The sequence below is a fragment of the Enterobacter chinensis genome (genome assembly GCF_034008295.1).
In the GTDB taxonomy this organism is placed as follows: Bacteria; Pseudomonadota; Gammaproteobacteria; order Enterobacterales; family Enterobacteriaceae; genus Enterobacter; species Enterobacter chinensis.
Genome location: NZ_JARDVI010000006.1, coordinates 114,634 through 133,562, shown reverse-complemented (window position 1 = coordinate 133,562; position 18,929 = coordinate 114,634). Strand labels below are relative to the sequence as shown.

The 18,929-nt window shown below is 55.8% G+C and carries 17 protein-coding genes; 12 read left to right on the top strand and 5 right to left on the bottom strand.

Annotated features, from left to right (window positions below; translation table 11 throughout):
• The first annotated feature begins 131 nt into the window (after window positions 1-131).
• The 6 genes from aspS to ruvB all read left to right on the top strand — a co-directional run bounded on the left by aspS (window position 132) and on the right by ruvB (window position 5,386).
• Window positions 132-1,904 carry an aspartate--tRNA ligase gene (aspS, locus tag PYW49_RS18055; protein ID WP_134350683.1) on the top strand — a complete coding sequence of 591 codons (1,773 nt, stop codon included), beginning with the start codon at window positions 132-134 and terminating at the stop codon, window positions 1,902-1,904.
• Window position 1,905: 1 nt separating this feature from the next.
• On the top strand, window positions 1,906-2,349 hold the full coding sequence (nudB, locus tag PYW49_RS18050) for a dihydroneopterin triphosphate diphosphatase (RefSeq protein ID WP_047345934.1): 444 nt from the start codon (window positions 1,906-1,908) through the stop codon (window positions 2,347-2,349).
• 27 nt (window positions 2,350-2,376) lie between these two features.
• The gene (locus PYW49_RS18045; RefSeq protein WP_010432574.1) at window positions 2,377-3,117 is read left to right on the top strand and encodes a YebC/PmpR family DNA-binding transcriptional regulator; all 741 of its coding nucleotides are present in this window, start codon (window positions 2,377-2,379) and stop codon (window positions 3,115-3,117) included.
• A gap of 34 nt (window positions 3,118-3,151) precedes the next feature.
• Window positions 3,152-3,673: a crossover junction endodeoxyribonuclease RuvC gene (ruvC, locus tag PYW49_RS18040; RefSeq protein WP_320387128.1), complete on the top strand. Its 522-nt coding sequence runs from the start codon at window positions 3,152-3,154 to the stop codon at window positions 3,671-3,673.
• Window positions 3,674-3,752: 79 nt separating this feature from the next.
• Window positions 3,753-4,367 (top strand): Holliday junction branch migration protein RuvA, encoded by a 615-nt coding sequence (gene ruvA, locus PYW49_RS18035; protein WP_023617042.1) that lies wholly within the window; start codon window positions 3,753-3,755, stop codon window positions 4,365-4,367.
• 8 nt (window positions 4,368-4,375) lie between these two features.
• The gene (gene ruvB / locus PYW49_RS18030; protein ID WP_320387127.1) at window positions 4,376-5,386 is read left to right on the top strand and encodes a Holliday junction branch migration DNA helicase RuvB; all 1,011 of its coding nucleotides are present in this window, start codon (window positions 4,376-4,378) and stop codon (window positions 5,384-5,386) included.
• 54 nt (window positions 5,387-5,440) lie between these two features.
• Here ruvB and znuB read toward each other — a convergent pair whose 3' ends face one another.
• Both znuB and znuC read right to left on the bottom strand, forming a co-directional pair.
• Window positions 5,441-6,226: a zinc ABC transporter permease subunit ZnuB gene (gene znuB, locus PYW49_RS18025; RefSeq protein ID WP_320387126.1), complete on the bottom strand. Its 786-nt coding sequence runs from the start codon at window positions 6,224-6,226 to the stop codon at window positions 5,441-5,443.
• Window positions 6,223-6,978 carry a zinc ABC transporter ATP-binding protein ZnuC gene (znuC, locus tag PYW49_RS18020; protein WP_134350680.1) on the bottom strand — a complete coding sequence of 252 codons (756 nt, stop codon included), beginning with the start codon at window positions 6,976-6,978 and terminating at the stop codon, window positions 6,223-6,225. Before znuC ends, znuB begins: the two co-directional genes overlap by 4 nt.
• A 77-nt stretch (window positions 6,979-7,055) precedes the next feature.
• Here znuC and znuA point away from each other — a divergent pair, with 77 nt between their 5' ends.
• From znuA to lpxM, 3 genes are all read left to right on the top strand, one after another.
• The gene (gene znuA / locus PYW49_RS18015) at window positions 7,056-8,000 is read left to right on the top strand and encodes a zinc ABC transporter substrate-binding protein ZnuA (protein WP_134350798.1); all 945 of its coding nucleotides are present in this window, start codon (window positions 7,056-7,058) and stop codon (window positions 7,998-8,000) included.
• Between the two features lie 15 nt (window positions 8,001-8,015).
• Window positions 8,016-9,335, top strand: a complete 1,320-nt coding sequence (mepM, locus tag PYW49_RS18010) for a murein DD-endopeptidase MepM (protein ID WP_134350679.1) — start codon at window positions 8,016-8,018, stop codon at window positions 9,333-9,335.
• Window positions 9,336-9,456: 121 nt separating this feature from the next.
• The gene (lpxM, locus tag PYW49_RS18005; protein WP_134350678.1) at window positions 9,457-10,428 is read left to right on the top strand and encodes a lauroyl-Kdo(2)-lipid IV(A) myristoyltransferase; all 972 of its coding nucleotides are present in this window, start codon (window positions 9,457-9,459) and stop codon (window positions 10,426-10,428) included.
• 45 nt (window positions 10,429-10,473) lie between these two features.
• Here the strand turns inward: lpxM and pyk are convergent, their stop codons facing one another.
• Complete coding sequence (gene pyk / locus PYW49_RS18000) at window positions 10,474-11,916, bottom strand: pyruvate kinase (protein ID WP_134350677.1); 1,443 nt, start codon at window positions 11,914-11,916, stop codon at window positions 10,474-10,476.
• A gap of 140 nt (window positions 11,917-12,056) precedes the next feature.
• Window positions 12,057-12,926 (bottom strand): MurR/RpiR family transcriptional regulator, encoded by an 870-nt coding sequence (locus tag PYW49_RS17995; RefSeq protein WP_023336102.1) that lies wholly within the window; start codon window positions 12,924-12,926, stop codon window positions 12,057-12,059.
• A gap of 356 nt (window positions 12,927-13,282) precedes the next feature.
• On the opposite strand from PYW49_RS17995, the gene zwf reads away from it, so the two are divergent.
• The 3 genes from zwf to kdgA all read left to right on the top strand — a co-directional run bounded on the left by zwf (window position 13,283) and on the right by kdgA (window position 17,484).
• Entirely contained in the window at window positions 13,283-14,758 is a 1,476-nt protein-coding gene (zwf, locus tag PYW49_RS17990; RefSeq protein ID WP_134350676.1) for a glucose-6-phosphate dehydrogenase, read from the top strand.
• Between the two features lie 233 nt (window positions 14,759-14,991).
• Window positions 14,992-16,803 (top strand): phosphogluconate dehydratase, encoded by a 1,812-nt coding sequence (gene edd, locus PYW49_RS17985; protein WP_134350675.1) that lies wholly within the window; start codon window positions 14,992-14,994, stop codon window positions 16,801-16,803.
• Window positions 16,804-16,842: 39 nt separating this feature from the next.
• Window positions 16,843-17,484 (top strand): bifunctional 4-hydroxy-2-oxoglutarate aldolase/2-dehydro-3-deoxy-phosphogluconate aldolase, encoded by a 642-nt coding sequence (kdgA, locus tag PYW49_RS17980; protein WP_134350674.1) that lies wholly within the window; start codon window positions 16,843-16,845, stop codon window positions 17,482-17,484.
• Between the two features lie 41 nt (window positions 17,485-17,525).
• Here kdgA and purT read toward each other — a convergent pair whose 3' ends face one another.
• On the bottom strand, window positions 17,526-18,704 hold the full coding sequence (gene purT / locus PYW49_RS17975) for a formate-dependent phosphoribosylglycinamide formyltransferase (protein ID WP_320387125.1): 1,179 nt from the start codon (window positions 18,702-18,704) through the stop codon (window positions 17,526-17,528).
• Between the last annotated feature and the right edge of the window lie 225 nt (window positions 18,705-18,929).

Here is an 18,929-nt window from a genome sequence, read left to right as displayed (position 1 = left end):
CACTTATCGTCCGGCGGAATTTCCAGTATAATAGCCGCCTTTTTTCATCCAGTTGTGACATACAGAAAGCTGCGACATAGTAGCCTGCATACCAGGCGACATTTAGCCTGCGGCTAATTAAGGGATATCTCATGCGTACAGAATATTGCGGGCAGCTGCGTCAGTCCCACGTCGGACAGCAGGTCACCCTGTGTGGTTGGGTCAATCGTCGTCGTGATCTTGGTAGCCTTATCTTCATCGATATGCGCGACCGCGAAGGTATCGTTCAGGTGTTCTTCGATCCCGATCGCGCAGACGCGTTGAAGCTGGCTTCTGAGCTGCGTAATGAGTTCTGCATTCAGGTCACCGGTACCGTGCGTGCGCGTGACGAGAAAAACGTCAACGCCGACATGGCGACGGGCGCCATTGAAGTGCTGGCGTCCGATCTGACGATCATCAACCGTGCAGAAGCGCTGCCGCTGGACTCCAACCACGTCAACACTGAAGAAGCGCGTCTGAAATACCGCTACCTGGATCTGCGTCGTCCGGAAATGGCCCAGCGCCTGAAAACCCGTGCGAAAATCACCAGCCTGGTGCGTCGCTTTATGGATGACCACGGTTTCCTCGATATCGAAACCCCGATGCTGACCAAAGCCACGCCAGAAGGCGCGCGTGATTACCTGGTTCCATCCCGCGTTCATAAAGGCAAATTCTACGCGCTGCCACAGTCTCCGCAGCTGTTCAAACAGCTGCTGATGATGTCCGGCTTCGATCGCTACTATCAGATCGTAAAATGCTTCCGCGACGAAGACCTGCGCGCTGACCGCCAGCCAGAATTTACCCAGATCGATGTGGAAACCTCCTTCATGACCGCCGAGCAGGTGCGTGAAGTGATGGAAGCCCTGGTGCGTAGCCTGTGGAACGACGTGAAAGGCGTTGAGCTGGGTGATTTCCCAATCATGACCTTCGCGGAAGCCGAGCGTCGCTACGGCTCTGACAAACCAGACCTGCGTAACCCGATGGAGCTGGTGGACGTGGCTGACCTGGTGAAATCCGTAGAGTTCGCCGTATTCGCGGGCCCGGCCAACGATGCTAAAGGCCGTGTAGCAGCGCTGCGTGTACCGGGCGGTGCGGCACTGAGCCGTAAGCAGATCGACGACTACGGCAACTTCATCAAGATCTACGGCGCGAAGGGTCTGGCCTATATTAAAGTGACCGAACGCGCGAAAGGTCTGGAAGGTATCACCAGCCCGGTCGCGAAATTCCTGAACGCGGACATCGTGGAAGCGATCCTTGAGCGCACCGGCGCGCAGGACGGCGATATGATCTTCTTCGGTGCAGATAACAAGAAAGTCGTTGCGGATGCGATGGGCGCGCTGCGTCTGAAGCTGGGCAAAGACCTGAACCTGACCGATGAGAACAAATGGGCGCCGCTGTGGGTCATCGACTTCCCGATGTTTGAAGACGACGGTGAAGGCGGCCTGACCGCGATGCACCACCCGTTCACCTCGCCAAAAGACATGACGGCGTCTGAACTGAAAGCAGCGCCGGAAGATGCGGTCGCTAACGCCTACGATATGGTCATCAACGGCTACGAAGTGGGCGGGGGCTCCGTGCGTATTCACAGCGGTGAAATGCAGCAGACCGTGTTCGGCATCCTGGGCATTAACGAGCAGGAGCAGCGCGAGAAATTCGGCTTCCTGCTGGACGCGCTGAAATACGGTACGCCTCCGCACGCGGGTCTGGCTTTCGGTCTTGACCGTCTGACCATGCTGCTGACCGGCACCGATAACATCCGTGATGTTATCGCCTTCCCGAAAACCACCGCAGCGGCGTGTCTGATGACCGAAGCGCCAAGCTTTGCCAACCCGGCCTCTTTGGCCGAGCTGGGCATTGAAGTGGTGAAGAAGGAAGAGAAAAACTGATATGGCATATAAGCTTCCCGTTTCTGTTCTGGTTGTCATTTATGCAGAAGACACGAAGCGGGTGCTGATGTTGCAGCGGCGCGATGATCCTGATTTCTGGCAGTCGGTTACCGGTAGTCTGGAAGAGGGGGAAACCGCGTCGCAGGCCGCCGCGCGCGAAGTAAAGGAAGAGGTCGCCATTGATGTTGCCCGCGAGCAACTGACCCTGAAGGACTGTCAGCGCACGGTGGAGTTTGAAATTTTTAGCCATTTACGTCATCGCTACGCGCCGGGTACCGAGCGCAACACGGAATCCTGGTTCTGTCTTGCACTCCCCCACGAGCGGGAGATCGTGTTTACCGAACACCTGACCTACCGCTGGGTGAATGCGGCGGATGCCGCCGCACTGACCAAGTCGTGGAGCAACCGGCAGGCGATTGAAGAATTTGTAATTAACGCTGCCTGAAAAGGCGCGCTCTTTGAGGATATTTTTATGGCAGGTCATAGTAAGTGGGCCAACACCAAACACCGCAAAGCGGCACAGGATGCCAAGCGCGGTAAGATCTTTACCAAAATCATTCGCGAGCTGGTGACAGCAGCGCGTCTGGGCGGCGGCGATGCGGGTTCTAACCCTCGTCTGCGTGCAGCGATCGATAAAGCGCTGTCTAACAACATGACGCGTGACACCCTGAACCGTGCTATCGCACGTGGCGTGGGCGGTGATGAAGACGCGAACATGGAAACCATCATTTATGAAGGTTACGGTCCTGGCGGTACGGCGGTAATGGTTGAATGTCTGTCAGACAACCGTAACCGTACCGTAGCGGAAGTGCGCCACGCGTTCACCAAAACCGGTGGCAACCTGGGCACTGACGGTTCCGTTGCTTACCTGTTCAGCAAAAAAGGCGTCATCTCTTTCGAGAAAGGCGACGAAGATGCGATCATGGAAGCGGCGCTGGAAGCCGGTGCGGAAGATGTAGTGACCTTCGACGATGGTGCTATTGACGTTTACACCGCGTGGGAAGAGATGGGCGCCGTACGTGATGCGCTGGAAGCGGCTGGCCTGAAAGCCGACAACGCTGAAGTCTCCATGATCCCGTCTACCAAAGCGGACATGGATGCGGAAACCGCACCAAAACTGCTGCGTCTGATCGACATGCTCGAAGACTGCGACGACGTGCAGGAAGTGTATCACAACGGTGAAATCTCTGATGAGGTTGCAGCGACTCTCTAATGAGAGCGTGTAAATCCGTTACAGGAGACGCGTGATGTCGATTATCCTTGGGATTGACCCCGGCTCGCGCGTCACCGGTTATGGCGTCATCCGTCAGGTGGGACGCCAGCTAACCTACCTCGGAAGCGGGTGTATTCGCACCAAAGTGGACGATCTGCCGTCACGCCTTAAGCTCATTTATGCGGGCGTGTCGGAGATCATCACCCAATTTCAGCCGGATTTTTTCGCTATCGAACAGGTTTTTATGGCGAAAAACGCCGATTCGGCGCTAAAGCTCGGTCAGGCGCGAGGGGTTGCTATCGTGGCTGCGGTGAACCAGGATTTGCCGGTGTTCGAATACGCGGCAAGACAGGTCAAGCAGACGGTGGTGGGCATCGGTAGCGCGGAGAAAAGCCAGGTGCAGCACATGGTGCGAACCTTGCTTAAGCTCCCTGCGAACCCGCAGGCGGACGCCGCGGATGCGCTGGCTATCGCGATTACCCACTGCCACGTCAGCCAAAACGCGATGCAAATGAGCGAGACGCGGCTCAATCTGGCGCGAGGCAGGTTACGATAATAGTAAATCAGGCTGGATGTTTATCCAGCCTTTTTTTATTATGTCGCAAGTAAAATTTTCCAAAACGCAGGAGCGTCACGTGATAGGCAGACTCAGAGGCATCATCATTGAAAAACAACCCCCGTTAGTGCTGCTGGAAGTGGGTGGCGTGGGCTATGAAGTCCATATGCCAATGACCTGCTTCTACGAGCTGCCGGACGCGGGCAAAGAGGCGATTGTCTTTACTCAGTTTGTAGTGCGTGAAGATGCTCAGCTGCTGTACGGCTTCAATAACAAGCAGGAACGCACCCTGTTCCGCGAGCTGATTAAAACCAACGGGGTGGGGCCGAAGCTGGCGCTGGCAATTTTATCCGGCATGTCAGCCCCGCAGTTTGTGAATGCCGTTGAGCGCGAAGATCCTGCGGCGTTGATTAAGCTCCCTGGCATCGGCAAGAAAACCGCCGAGCGCCTGATTGTCGAGATGAAAGACCGCTTCAAAGGGCTGCATGGCGATCTCTTCACCCCGGCTGCTGATTTGGTGCTGACGTCCCCTGGCGCGCCTGCGACGGATGACGATGCCGAGCAGGAAGCGGTTGCTGCGCTGGTGGCGCTGGGCTATAAACCTCAGGAGGCCAGCCGTATGGTGAGCAAAATTGCCAAACCGGATGCCAGCAGTGAAACCCTGATTCGTGAAGCGCTGCGCGCTGCATTGTGAGGTAAAGGATGATTGAAGCAGACCGCCTGGTGTCGGCAGGCACCCTTCAGGCAGAAGACGTGGTGGATCGCGCGATCCGCCCGAAACTGCTTGATGAGTATATCGGCCAGCCGCAGGTACGTTCTCAGATGGAGATTTTCATCCAGGCGGCAAAACTGCGCGGCGATGCGCTCGATCACCTGCTGATTTTTGGCCCTCCGGGGTTGGGAAAAACCACGCTGGCGAATATCGTCGCCAATGAGATGGGCGTCAACCTGCGCACCACCTCCGGCCCAGTGCTGGAGAAAGCGGGGGATCTGGCGGCGATGCTGACCAACCTCGAACCGCATGACGTGCTGTTTATCGATGAGATCCACCGTTTGTCACCGGTGGTGGAAGAGGTGCTTTATCCGGCAATGGAAGATTACCAGCTGGATATCATGATTGGTGAAGGCCCGGCTGCGCGCTCCATCAAAATCGATCTCCCGCCGTTTACTCTGATTGGCGCAACGACCCGCGCCGGATCGTTGACCTCTCCGCTGCGTGACCGTTTTGGCATTGTGCAGCGTCTGGAGTTTTATCAGGTGCCTGACCTGCAGCACATCGTTGGGCGCAGTGCGCGCTACATGGGGCTGGAAATGAGCGAAGAGGGGGCGTTTGAAGTAGCGAAGCGTTCCCGCGGCACGCCGCGTATTGCTAACCGCCTGCTGCGCCGCGTGCGTGACTTTGCCGAAGTGAAGCATGATGGCTCGATTTCCGCCGAGATTGCCGCGCAGGCGCTGGATATGCTGAACGTCGATGCAGAAGGTTTTGACTATATGGACCGCAAGCTGCTGCTGGCGGTGCTGGACAAGTTCTTTGGCGGTCCGGTGGGGCTGGATAACCTGGCGGCGGCTATCGGTGAAGAGCGCGAAACCATCGAAGATGTGCTTGAGCCCTATCTTATCCAGCAGGGCTTCCTGCAGCGCACCCCGCGTGGACGCATGGCAACGGTGCGGGCGTGGAATCACTTCGGCATTACGCCACCGTCAATGCCCTGAGTGGGGAAGGGTTTTGTAGCCCCGGTAAGCGAAGCGCCACCGGGGACATGCTGACTACTGCGCGGTCTTCTTCATCATACTGAAGATAAACAGCACCGCCGCACTTAGCACCACAGACGGCCCCGCAGGCGTGTCATAGAACGCTGAGAAGGTTAACCCACCCGTTACCGCAACCATCCCGACGATAACCGCCACACCCGCCATCTGCTCCGGCGTACGGGCGAAACGACGCGCCGTGGCGGCAGGAATGATCAGCAGCGAGGTAATGATCAGCGCGCCGACAAACTTCATCGCTACACCGATCGTTAACGCCGTCACCAGCATCAGCAGCAGTTTCACGCGCTGCAGCTTCACGCCATCAACAAATGCCAGATCCGGGCTGACGGTCATCGCCAGTAAATTACGCCATTGCCAGAGCAAAATCCCCAGTACCACAACCACGCCTATAGCGATGGCGATCAGATCGTCCGGCGTCACGGCCAGCAGGTCACCAAACAGGTAGGCCATCAGGTCGACGCGGATATTTGACATCAGGCTGACCACCACCAGACCCAGAGACAGGGCGCTGTGCGCCATAATGCCGAGCAAAGTATCAATGGCGAGGTGAGGGCGTTTTTCCAGCCAGACCAGACCGGCCGCCAGCAGCAGCGTGACCACAATCACCGCGTAGAAAGGATTCACATCCAGCAGCAGACCAAAGGCAACACCCAGCAGAGACGCATGCGCCAGGGTGTCACCGAAGTAGGACATTCTACGCCACACCACAAACGAGCCCAGCGGCCCTGCGGCGCAGGCAAGCATAATCCCGGCCAGCCAGCCGGGCAGTAACAGTTCAATCATGAGTGTCCATTTCCCCGGCGCAGGACAATTCGTCCCTGTAAATCATGGCGGTGATTGTGATTATGGCGATAGATTCCCAGCTGCTCTGCACCCCGATGGCCGAACATCGAAATAAACTCCGGGTGCATTGACACCACTTCAGGCGTACCGGAGCAGCATATATGATGGTTGAGACACAGCACTTCGTCGGTTTTAGCCATCACCAGATGCAGATCGTGGGACACCATCAGCACCGCGCAATTCAGTTCCCGGCGCAGCTGGTCGATAAGGTCGTAAAGCGCGACCTGGCCATTAACGTCGACGCCCTGGGTTGGCTCATCCAGTACCAGCAGCTGCGGGCTGCTCAGCAGCGCGCGGGCAAGTAAAACACGCTGTGTTTCACCGCCGGACAGTTTTTGCAGCGGCGCATCGACAAGGTGACCCGCCTGTACGCGTTTCAGTGCCGGGAGGATGTCTGCTTTCCGCGTGCCGGGGCGCAGACGCAGGAAACGGCTGACCGTCAGCGGTAGCGTGGCGTCGAGGTGAAGCTTTTGCGGCACATAGCCGATACGCAATTTTTCCTCACGAACGATCACGCCTTCATCGGGGACGACCAGACCCAGCACCACGCGCACCAGGGTGGATTTACCGGCGCCATTGGGCCCGAGCAGCGTCAGAATTTTGCCGGGCTTCAGATCAAGCGACACGTCAGAGAGGACGCGGCGCTGGCCAAATGAGACCGAAATATTTTCAAGAGAAACCAATGTCGTCATGTCATTTTAAGCTTGAAGAAGTCAACGAATGTTATAATATCACATTTCACGCATTCACTACGATGATTAGTCGCATTATGTTACATAAAAATACGCTTCTTTTCGCAGCATTATCCGCTGCCCTTTGGGGTTCAGCAGCACAAGATGTTAACGCCGCTGTTGTCGCTTCGCTTAAACCGCTCGGTTTCATCGCCTCGGCCATTGCAGATGGGGTAACGGAAACCCAGGTTCTGCTTCCCGACGGGGCCTCCGAGCATGACTATTCCCTGCGTCCATCAGATGTAAAACGCTTACAAAACGCAGACTTAGTTGTGTGGATTGGTCCAGAGATGGAAGCGTTTATGCAGAAGTCTGCAAAACAGATTGCTGGCGAAAAACAGGTCGCCATTGCCTCTCTGCCCGGCGTAAAACCGCTGCTCATGAAAGGGGCTGACGACGACGGTGACGAACATGACCATCACCCTGCAGACGCTGAAAAAGGTGATGGAGATCACCATCACGGCGAGTACAACATGCATCTTTGGTTATCCCCAGAGATAGCGCGGCTTTCGGCGGTTGCAATCCATGACAAATTAGTGGAACTTATGCCGCAAAGTCGAGCCAAACTTGACGCCAACCTGAAGGATTTTGAGGCACAATTAGCCGCAACCGATAAGCAGGTAGGTAATGAGCTCGCACCGTTGAAAGGAAAAGGGTATTTCGTTTTTCATGACGCCTATGGCTATTACGAAAAACACTACGGCCTGACCCCGCTGGGTCACTTTACCGTCAACCCTGAAATTCAGCCTGGTGCGCAGCGTTTACATGAAATCAGAACACAGCTGGTTGAGCAAAAAGCGACATGCGTTTTTGCTGAGCCACAGTTCAGGCCAGCGGTCGTTGAAGCCGTGGCCAGGGGGACAACCGTGCGCATGGGAACCCTTGACCCGCTAGGTACGAATATCCAGTTGAGCAAAGCGAGCTATTCGCAGTTCCTCAGCCAACTGGCGAATCAGTATGCGAGCTGCCTGAAAGGAGATTAACGAGGAAGTGAATACGTGCAACAGATAGCCCGCTCTGTCGCCCTGGCATTTAACAATCTGCCTCGACCCCATCGCGTTATGCTGGGGTCGCTTACAGTACTCACCTTAGCGGTCGCCGTCTGGCGGCCCTATGTGTACCACCCGAGTTCTGCCCCTATCATCAAAACCATTGAGCTTGAAAAGAGCGAAATCCGTTCTTTGCTGCCTGAAGCCAGTGAGCCTATCGACCAGGCGGCTCAGGAAGATGAAGCTATTCCGCAGGATGAACTGGACGATAAAACCGAGAACGAAGCGGGTATCCACGAATATGTTGTGTCTACCGGAGACACGCTGAGCAGCGTGCTGAACCAGTACGGCATCGACATGGGTAATATCAGCCAGCTGGCGGCTGCAGATAAAGATCTTCGCAACCTGAAAATCGGGCAACAGCTCTCCTGGACATTAACGGCTGATGGGGATCTGCAGCGTCTGACCTGGGAAATGTCCCGCCGTGAAACCCGCACCTACGATCGCACTGCAAACGGTTTCAAAATGACCAGCGAAATGCAGAAGGGCGACTGGGTTAATAGCGTTCTGAAAGGCACCGTGGGCGCGAGCTTTGTCTCCAGTGCGCGAGATGCAGGATTGACCAGCGCTGAAATCAGTGCGGTGATTAAAGCCATGCAGTGGCAAATGGATTTCCGCAAGCTGAAGAAGGGTGACGAGTTTTCCGTTCTGATGTCCCGCGAAATGCTGGACGGCAAGCGCGAGCAGAGCCAGTTGCTGGGCGTACGTTTGCGCTCCGAGGGCAAAGATTACTACGCGATTCGTGCAGAAGACGGCAAATTCTATGACCGCACCGGTACGGGCCTCGCGAAAGGTTTCCTGCGCTTCCCGACGGCTAAACAGTTCCGTATCTCCTCTAACTTTAACCCGCGACGTCTGAACCCGGTGACCGGGCGTGTTGCACCGCACCGTGGCGTTGACTTTGCTATGCCGCAGGGAACGCCGGTACTGGCGGTTGGGGATGGGGAAGTGGTTGTCGCCAAACGTAGCGGTGCCGCCGGATATTATGTTGCGGTGCGTCATGGTCGTACGTATACGACCCGCTACATGCACCTGCGTAAGCTGCTGGTCAAACCGGGCCAGAAAGTGAAGCGTGGCGACCGTATCGCGATCTCCGGAAACACCGGGCGTTCTACCGGCCCGCACCTGCACTATGAAGTGTGGATCAACCAACAGGCTGTGAACCCTCTGACGGCGAAACTGCCGCGCACCGAAGGCCTGACAGGTAAAGATCGTACTGATTATCTGGCGCAGGTGAAAGAGGTGATGCCGCAGCTGAGCTTAAACTAAGCTCTCTGTTTTTGTTAAAAAAGCCGGCGTCAGAATGCGCCGGCTTTTTCTTTTGTGCGTGAGCGACTGCCTCGCTACACTATCTGCATAAAATTTTGCGTCATCAGACCCTGGATCCAGCATGGAAACCCAAAAAAACAATATTGAATACATTCCTGAGTTTGAAAAATCTTTTCGCCATCCGCGCAACTGGGGCGCCTGGTTTGGCGTTTACGCATTTGCGGGTATCGCGATGCTACCGGCCTCCGTTCGCGATCCTGTGCTGGGTAAAATAGGTCGTCTGGCCGGACGCTTAGGCAAAAGTGCCCGTCGTCGCGCGCAAATTAACCTCTATTATTGCTTCCCGGAAAAGAGCGATGCGGAGCGGGAGGCCATTATTGATGCTATGTATACCACCGCACCACAGGCAATGGCGATGATGGCAGAGCTGGCGCTGAAAGGGCCGGATAAAGTGATGGAACGCGTTGACTGGAAAGGGCTGGAGATTATCGACGAGATGCGTCGCAACGATGAGAAGGTGATTTTTCTCGTTCCCCACGGCTGGGGCGTTGATATTCCTGCCATGCTGATGGCATCGCAGGGCCAGAAGATGGCGGCAATGTTCCATAATCAGGGCAACAAGATCTTCGATTACGTCTGGAATACCGTGCGTCGTCGTTTTGGTGGCCGTCTTCATGCGCGAAATGATGGCATCAAGCCGTTTATTCAGTCCGTGCGCCAGGGATACTGGGGCTACTATTTGCCGGATCAGGACCACGGCCCGGAGCACAGCGAGTTTGTTGATTTCTTCGGCACCTACAAGGCGACCCTGCCTGCGATTGGCCGTCTGATGAAAGTGTGCCGCGCCCGGGTCATTCCGCTTTTCCCGGTCTACGATGGCAACACCCATCGCCTGAGCATTGAGGTTCGTCCGCCGATGGACGATCTCCTCACCGCGGACGATCGCACCATTGCGCGTCGAATGAACGAAGAGGTGGAGCTCCTGGTGGGACCGCATGCCGAGCAGTACACGTGGATACTGAAGCTGCTCAAAACGCGCAAACCGGGTGAAAAAGAGCCGTATAAGCGCAAAGAGCTTTATCCGACGAAATAAAAAAAGCCCTCTCCATCCGGAGAGGGCTTTTTAACAGAGACGTCATTACTCGACGGTCATAACTCGCGTGGTGTTGGTTGAACCAATGGTACTCATCACATCGCCCTGGGTCACAATAACGATATCCCCGGAGACCAGATAGCCTTTGTCACGCAGCAGGTTTACGGCATCGTGTGCCGCTGCTACGCCGTCATTGGTGCTGTCGAAGTGAACCGGCGTCACCCCGCGGTACAGCGCTGTAAGATTCAGCGTACGTTCGTGACGCGACATGGCGAAGATTGGCAGACCGGAGCTGATACGGGAGGTCATCAGCGCGGTACGGCCGGATTCGGTCATGGTGATGATCGCTGTAACGCCTTTGAGATGGTTAGCGGCATACATGGCGGACATGGCAATCGCTTCTTCCACATTGTCGAACTGCACGTCCAGACGGTGTTTAGAAACGTTAATGCTCGGGATCTTTTCAGCGCCCAGGCAAACGCGCGCCATGGCGGCCACGGTTTCTGCCGGATACTGTCCCGCAGCGGTTTCTGCAGAGAGCATGACCGCATCGGTACCGTCCAGCACGGCGTTGGCCACGTCCATGACCTCCGCACGGGTTGGCATAGGGTTAGTTATCATGGATTCCATCATCTGAGTGGCGGTAATCACCGCGCGGTTCAGCTGACGCGCGCGACGAATCAGCGCTTTCTGGATACCCACCAGCTCAGGGTCGCCGATTTCAACGCCCAGGTCGCCGCGCGCAACCATCACCACGTCAGACGCGAGGATCACGTCGTCCATGGCGTCCTGATCGCAAACCGCTTCCGCACGTTCAACCTTGGCGACGATTTTGGCCTCACAGCCTGCATCGCGAGCCAGACGACGCGCATAGTTCAGATCTTCGCCGCAGCGTGGGAAGGAGACGGCCAGGTAGTCAACGCCAATCAGCGCCGCAGTTACGATGTCTGCTTTGTCTTTATCGGTGAGCGCCTCTGCAGAGAGACCGCCGCCCAGTTTGTTGATGCCTTTATTGTTAGAGAGCGGGCCGCCGACGGTAACTTCGGTGAACACCTTCATGCCCTGAACTTCCAGTACTTTCAGCTGTACGCGACCGTCGTCGAGCAGCAGAATATCGCCCGGCACTACGTCAGCTGGCAGGCCTTTATAGTCGATACCGACTTTCTCTTTATCGCCTTCGCCTTTGCCCAGGTTGGCATCAAGCAGGAATTTGTCGCCGATATTGAGGAAAACTTTACCCTCTTTAAAGGTCGAAACACGAATTTTAGGACCCTGTAAATCGCCAAGGATAGCAACGTGGCGGCCCAGTTTTGCTGCGATTTCACGCACTTTATCGGCACGTAATTTATGGTCTTCTGGCGTACCGTGAGAGAAGTTCATACGCACCACGTTGGCGCCAGCGGCGATAATTTTCTCAAGATTATTATCGCGATCGGTGGCCGGACCTAAGGTGGTTACGATCTTGGTTCTGCGAAGCCTTCTGGACATGTAATACTCCGTTGACTGAAACAACTTTGGTGTTGCGTGAACATTGAATCGGCCTTCATCTGCCGCAAGGCAGCAAAGAGTGGACCGAATGCCGTAAATCGTTACTTCGTCATTATTCGTGACGTCTTCGTTATCAACTATCAGGGAACATCGCTCTTTATAAGCAATTCTTTATCAAAACGCGATTCCTTCAGCGCTTCCTTGACCCGCTTCAAGTTATCCCGGAATTTTGCCCCCCGACGTAAGGTAAAACCGGTTGCCAGCACGTCAATCACCGTAAGCTGCGCCAGACGAGAGACCATCGGCATATAAATGTCGGTGTCTTCCGGCACGTCGAGGGTGAGTGCCAGCGTCGCTTCACGCGCCAGCGGCGTACCCGCCGTGGTAAGGGCAATCACCATGGCATCGTTTTCACGGGCCAGCTGCGCCAGCTCGACCTGGCTCTTGGTGCGTCCGGTATGCGAAATCAGTACCACGACGTCATCTTCACTGCAATTCATACAGCTCATGCGTTGCAGCACAATGTCATCGGAGTAAATCACCGGAACGTTAAAGCGGAAAAATTTGTTCATGGCGTCATGTGCCACAGCCGCTGACGACCCGAGACCAAAGAACGCAATCCGCTTAGCCTGGGTGAGCAAATCCACCGCGCGATTCACGGAACTCATATCCAGAGACTGACGAACGTGGTCAAGCGAGGCCATGGCCGATTCAAATATTTTCGCGGTATAGGCATCTACGCTGTCGTCTTCATCCACATTACGATTAACATAAGGGGTGCCATTAGCCAGACTTTGTGCCAGATGCAGTTTAAAATCAGGAAAGCCGCGCGTTTCCAGGCTGCGGCAAAAGCGATTGACCGTCGGTTCGCTCACACCTGCTTCCTGCGCCAGAGCGGCGATGCTTGAATGAATCGCCTGAGCGGGAGAAGCCAGAATGACCTCGGCCACTTTTCGCTCGGATTTGCTAAGGTGTTCCAGTTGAAACTGGATTTTTTCCAGCATGTTCATGTTAACAGGACGCTCATGGGTGTAAACGATTTCATAAATTGATGAAATCGTGATTCGATTTAGCCGATATTACCCTTGCGGCTTCCATAAAGGGTAACAACCGACAAGATAATGTTGTTGTTTTTTTTCATTACTTGATCGGTGTCGGGTTTTGCTGTGACCCTGTTGCGCAAAGAATCGACGGTTGTTGCGTCATTACGCCATCTTAATCACTCGGAGGGTGAAAAATCGCGGTATCGCACGCGACGATAAGCGCTAATGGTTTCGGGAATGACGTAAAAGCAGTACAGTGCATTGTAATAAAATTACAACGATACCTGGCAGAAGTACCAGGTGATCCAACTGAGGAGAATGACATGGCGGTAACGCAAACAGCCCAGGCATGTGACCTGGTCATTTTCGGCGCGAAAGGCGATCTTGCACGCCGAAAATTGCTGCCTTCCCTGTATCAACTGGAGAAAGCGGGCCAAATTCATCCGGATACCCGTATCCTGGGTGTAGGGCGCGCCGACTGGGACAAGGACGCTTATACCAAAGTCGTCCGCGAGGCGCTCGAAACTTTCATGAAAGAAAAAATTGATGAAAGTTTGTGGGATACCCTGAGTGGACGTCTCGATTTCTGCAACCTGGACGTGAATGACGTCAGCGCGTTTAACCGTTTAGGCGCGATGCTGGATCAGAAAAACCGTGTCACCATTAACTATTTCGCCATGCCGCCAAGCACCTTCGGCGCCATTTGCAAAGGTCTGGGCGAAGCAAAGCTGAACGCCAAGCCAGCTCGCGTCGTGATGGAAAAGCCGCTGGGTACCTCACTGGCCACCTCGCGTGAAATCAACGACCAGGTGGGCGAGTTCTTTGAAGAGTGTCAGGTTTACCGTATTGACCATTACCTCGGTAAAGAGACGGTTCTGAACCTGCTGGCGCTGCGTTTTGCGAACTCCCTGTTTGTGAATAACTGGGACAACCGTACCATCGACCACGTGGAAATTACCGTGGCGGAAGAGGTGGGGATTGAAGGCCGCTGGGGTTACTTTGACCAGGCAGGCCAGATGCGCGACATGATCCAGAACCACCTGCTGCAAATTCTGTGTATGATCGCCATGTCTCCGCCGTCTGACCTGACGGCTGACAGCATCCGTGACGCCAAAGTGAAAGTGCTGAAGTCACTGCGCCGCATCGACCGCTCCAACGTGCGCGAGAAGACCGTTCGCGGTCAGTACACCGCCGGGTTTGCGCAAGGCAAAAAAGTGCCTGGCTACCTGGAAGAAGAGGGCGCGAACAAGTCCAGCAACACCGAGACGTTTGTGGCGATCCGCGTAGATATCGACGACTGGCGTTGGGCGGGCGTTCCGTTCTACCTGCGCACCGGTAAGCGTCTGCCAGCCAAGTGCTCCGAAGTGGTTGTTTACTTCAAAAACCCGGAACTGAACCTGTTCAAAGAGTCCTGGCAGGAACTTCCGCAGAACAAACTGACCATCCGTCTGCAGCCGGACGAAGGGGTGGATATCCAGATCCTGAACAAAGTGCCGGGCCTGGATCATAAACACAACCTGCAGACCACCAAGCTGGATCTGAGCTACTCCGAAACCTTCAACCAGACGCACCTGGCCGATGCTTACGAGCGTCTGCTGCTGGAAACCATGCGCGGTATTCAGGCGCTGTTCGTGCGTCGCGATGAAGTGGAAGAGGCGTGGAAATGGGTCGATTCCATTACCGAAGCCTGGGCTGCCGATCAGGATGCGCCAAAACCGTATCAGGCGGGTACCTGGGGACCTGTGGCGTCGGTTGCGATGATCACCCGCGATGGCCGCTCCTGGAACGAGTTTGAGTAAGATAATCCTCTAGCTCGAAAGTGTTATTTTACCGGTAACATGATCTAACACAGCTAGAGGCACAATTTTCAACTTTTAAGCTCCGCGTGGATTCACCCGCGGAGCTTTTTTTATTACACTGCCGGAAGTGATTTTGCCCCTGAGCTCCGGACAGCAAGCGTTTCAGCGTTGTTAACAACTGCCAGCGACTTTGTAAACTCCCGAGCCCGGACAGATAAATAAGAGGAGCTTTTATGAATCCGACATTGTTACGCGTAACAAAGCGCATTATCGAGCGCTCGAAAGAGACCCGTTCGGCCTACCTCGCCCGCATTGAACAGGCAAAGAGCAACACCGTACATCGCTCGCAGCTGGCCTGCGGTAACCTGGCGCACGGTTTCGCCGCCTGCCAACCCGATGATAAAGCCTCCTTGAAAAGCATGTTGCGTAACAATATCGCCATCATTACCTCCTATAACGATATGCTTTCCGCGCACCAGCCTTATGAGGTTTATCCCGATATCATCCGTAAAGCGCTGCACAGCGTGAATGCCGTGGGCCAGGTGGCGGGCGGTGTACCCGCGATGTGCGACGGCGTGACGCAGGGTCAGGACGGTATGGAGCTGTCCCTGCTGAGTCGCGAAGTGATTGCCATGTCTGCGGCGGTGGGCCTGTCGCATAACATGTTTGATGGCGCACTGTATCTCGGCGTATGTGACAAGATTGTCCCGGGCCTGGTGATGGCAGCCCTGTCGTTTGGTCATCTGCCTGCGATCTTCGTGCCGTCCGGCCCAATGGCAAGCGGTCTGCCGAACAAAGAAAAAGTCCGTATTCGTCAGCTGTACGCGGAAGGGAAGGCAGACCGCCAGGCGCTGCTGGAGGCGGAAGCCGCGTCCTACCATGCGCCGGGTACCTGTACTTTCTACGGTACGGCTAACACAAACCAGATGGTCGTGGAGTTTATGGGGATGCAGCTTCCGGGCTCGTCCTTTATCCAGCCGGATGCACCGCTGCGCAAGGCGCTGACCGAGGCCGCGGCCCGTCAGGTCACGCGTCTGACCGGCAACGGCAACGAATGGATGCCTATGGGCAAAATGGTTGACGAGAAAGTCATCGTCAACGGTATCGTCGCGTTGCTGGCAACCGGGGGGTCAACTAACCACACCATGCACCTGGTGGCTATGGCGCGTGCGGCAGGTATTCTGATTAACTGGGATGATTTCTCCGAGATCTCTTCCGTGGTACCTCTGATGGCTCGCCTGTATCCAAACGGCCCGGCGGATATTAACCACTTCCAGGCTGCAGGCGGCGTACCGCTGCTGATGCGCGAGCTGCTGAAGGGCGGTCTGCTGCATGAAGATGTAAACACCGTGGCGGGCTTTGGCCTGCAGCGCTATACCCAGGAGCCGTGGCTGAACAACGGCGAGCTGGACTGGCGTGATGGGGCAAGCGTCTCTCTTGATGCGCAGGTGATTGCCACCATCGATAAACCTTTCTCTCCTCACGGTGGCACCAAAGTGCTGAGCGGCAACCTCGGTCGTGCGGTGATGAAAACCTCTGCCGTACCGGAAGAGAACCAGATTATCGAAGCGCCGGCAGTGGTGTTTGAAAGCCAGCACGACGTATTACCCGCCTTTGACGCCGGTCTTCTCGACAAAGACTGCGTAGTGGTGGTGCGTCATCAGGGGCCAAAAGCCAACGGGATGCCAGAATTACATAAACTTATGCCACCACTTGGTGTATTATTGGACCGCCGTTTCAAAATTGCGCTGGTGACCGATGGACGCCTCTCTGGCGCATCCGGTAAAGTGCCTTCAGCCATCCACGTGACGCCGGAAGCTTACGACGGCGGCCTGCTGGCGAAAGTGCGTGACGGTGACATGATCCGCGTTAACGGTCAGACAGGTGAGTTAACCCTGCTGGTTGATGACGCAGAGCTGGCAGCACGTAAACCCCATATTCCTGACCTGAGCGCCTCGCGCGTGGGGACTGGACGCGAAATGTTTGGTGCGCTGCGTGAGAAACTCTCCGGTGCTGAGCAGGGCGCAACCTGTATTACGTTTTAAGACGACTTGATTTTAACGATCTGGCGAGAGAAGACTCTGATGAAAAACTGGAAAACAAGTGCAGAAGCAATCCTGACCACTGGCCCTGTCGTGCCGGTTATCGTGGTAAACAAGCTGGAGCACGCTGTACCGATGGCGAAAGCGCTGGTTGCGGGCGGCGTTCGCGTTCTGGAAGTGACCCTGCGTACCGCCTGCGCGATGGATGCTATTCGCGCCATTGCGAAAGAAGTGCCGGATGCCATCATCGGTGCGGGTACCGTTCTTAATGCACAGCAGCTGGCCGAAGTGACCGAAGCGGGCGCACAGTTTGCCATCAGCCCGGGCCTGACCGAGCCGCTGCTGAAAGCCGCCACCGAAGGCACTATTCCGCTGATCCCGGGTATCAGCACCGTCTCTGAACTGATGCTGGGCATGGACTACGGTCTGAAAGAGTTCAAATTCTTCCCGGCGGAAGCGAACGGCGGCACCAAAGCGCTGCAGGCGATTGCGGGCCCATTCTCTCAGGTGCGTTTCTGCCCGACGGGCGGTATCTCTCCTGCTAACTACCGTGACTACCTGGCGCTGAAAAGCGTGCTGTGCATCGGTGGCTCATGGCTGGTTCCTGCAGATGCGCTGGAAGCGGGCGACTGGGATCGTATCACCAGACTGGCTCGTGAAGCGGTTGAAGGCGCGAAGCAGTAAGTTATACGCCGTATGAAAAACGGGCCTTACGGCCCGTTTTTTTATCCTGCTACCTTTACGCTCGCTGCGGCCGCTTTCGCTCTCGCCACGGCATTGTCCACGTTATCCCCGGTGGCTAATGCCACGCCAAGTCGACGGGAGCCGTCGATTTCCGGCTTGCCGAACAAACGCACCTGCAGCCCTGCACCCACCGCCGCGTCGACGTTATCAAACGTGACGTTCTGGCTGGTTAATTGCGGCAGGATCACCGCTGAGGCGGCCGGACCGTACTGGCGGATACCGCCGACGGGCAGGCCGAGGAACGCGCGCACGTGCAGGGCGAATTCGGAAAGATCCTGCGAAATGAGCGTGACCATGCCGGTGTCATGCGGGCGAGGGGAGACTTCGCTGAAAATCACGTCATCACCGCAAACAAACAGCTCCACGCCGAAGAGGCCATATCCGCCCAGCGCCAGGACGGTCTTACGAGCGATCTCCTGCGCACGTTCCAGCGCAAGGGCGCTCATCTGCTGCGGCTGCCAGGATTCACGGTAATCGCCATCTTCCTGGCGGTGGCCAATCGGGTCACAGAAATGGACGCCGTCAACGGCGCTGACCGTCAGCAGGGTGATCTCGAAATCAAACTTCACCACGCCTTCGACAATCACGCGACCGGCTCCGGCGCGGCCACCCTGCTGGGCATAATCCCACGCTTTGTCCAGCGTGCTGCTGTCGCGAATGAAGCTCTGCCCCTTACCGGAGGAGCTCATTACCGGCTTAATGATGCACGGATAGCCAATCTCATCGACGGCCTGCAGGAATGCGGCTTTATCGCCAGCAAAACGGTAGCTCGAGGTGGGCAATTCCAGCTCTTCCGCCGCCAGGCGACGAATGCCTTCGCGGTTCATGGTCAGCTTTGCGGCTTTTGCGCAAGGCACCACGCGCTGACCTTCCTGTTCAAGGGCGATCAGCGTATCGGTGGCGATGGCTTCAATTTCCGGCACAACGAAATCCGGCTTCTCGCGCGTAATCAGCTCGCGAAGGGCTTCGCCATCCAGCATGTTAATCACATAAGAACGATGGGCGACGTGCATGGCGGGTGCGTCGGCGTAACGGTCGACGGCAATGACTTCCACGCCTAAACGTTGACACTCAATGGCGACCTCTTTGCCCAGTTCGCCCGATCCCAACAGCATCACTCGCGTCGCTGCAGGTCGCAGCGCGGTTCCTAAACGAATCATAACAATCCCCCTGAAAAAGTTGCGCGCAGTATAAACGAAAACGTTTGCGTGTGTCCTGGCATATAGGCAATTGAAACCATTTTTCCTGGGATAAAGTGCCCAAAAATTAATCCCCCTAATGCCCGGGTCATCTGCAGCAGGGGTATTGCTGCCGGTTAATACATACAGTCAGGTTCCGTCGATGATCATTTCTGGGCAGGAAGCGCAACTGTTTTGTAATCTATT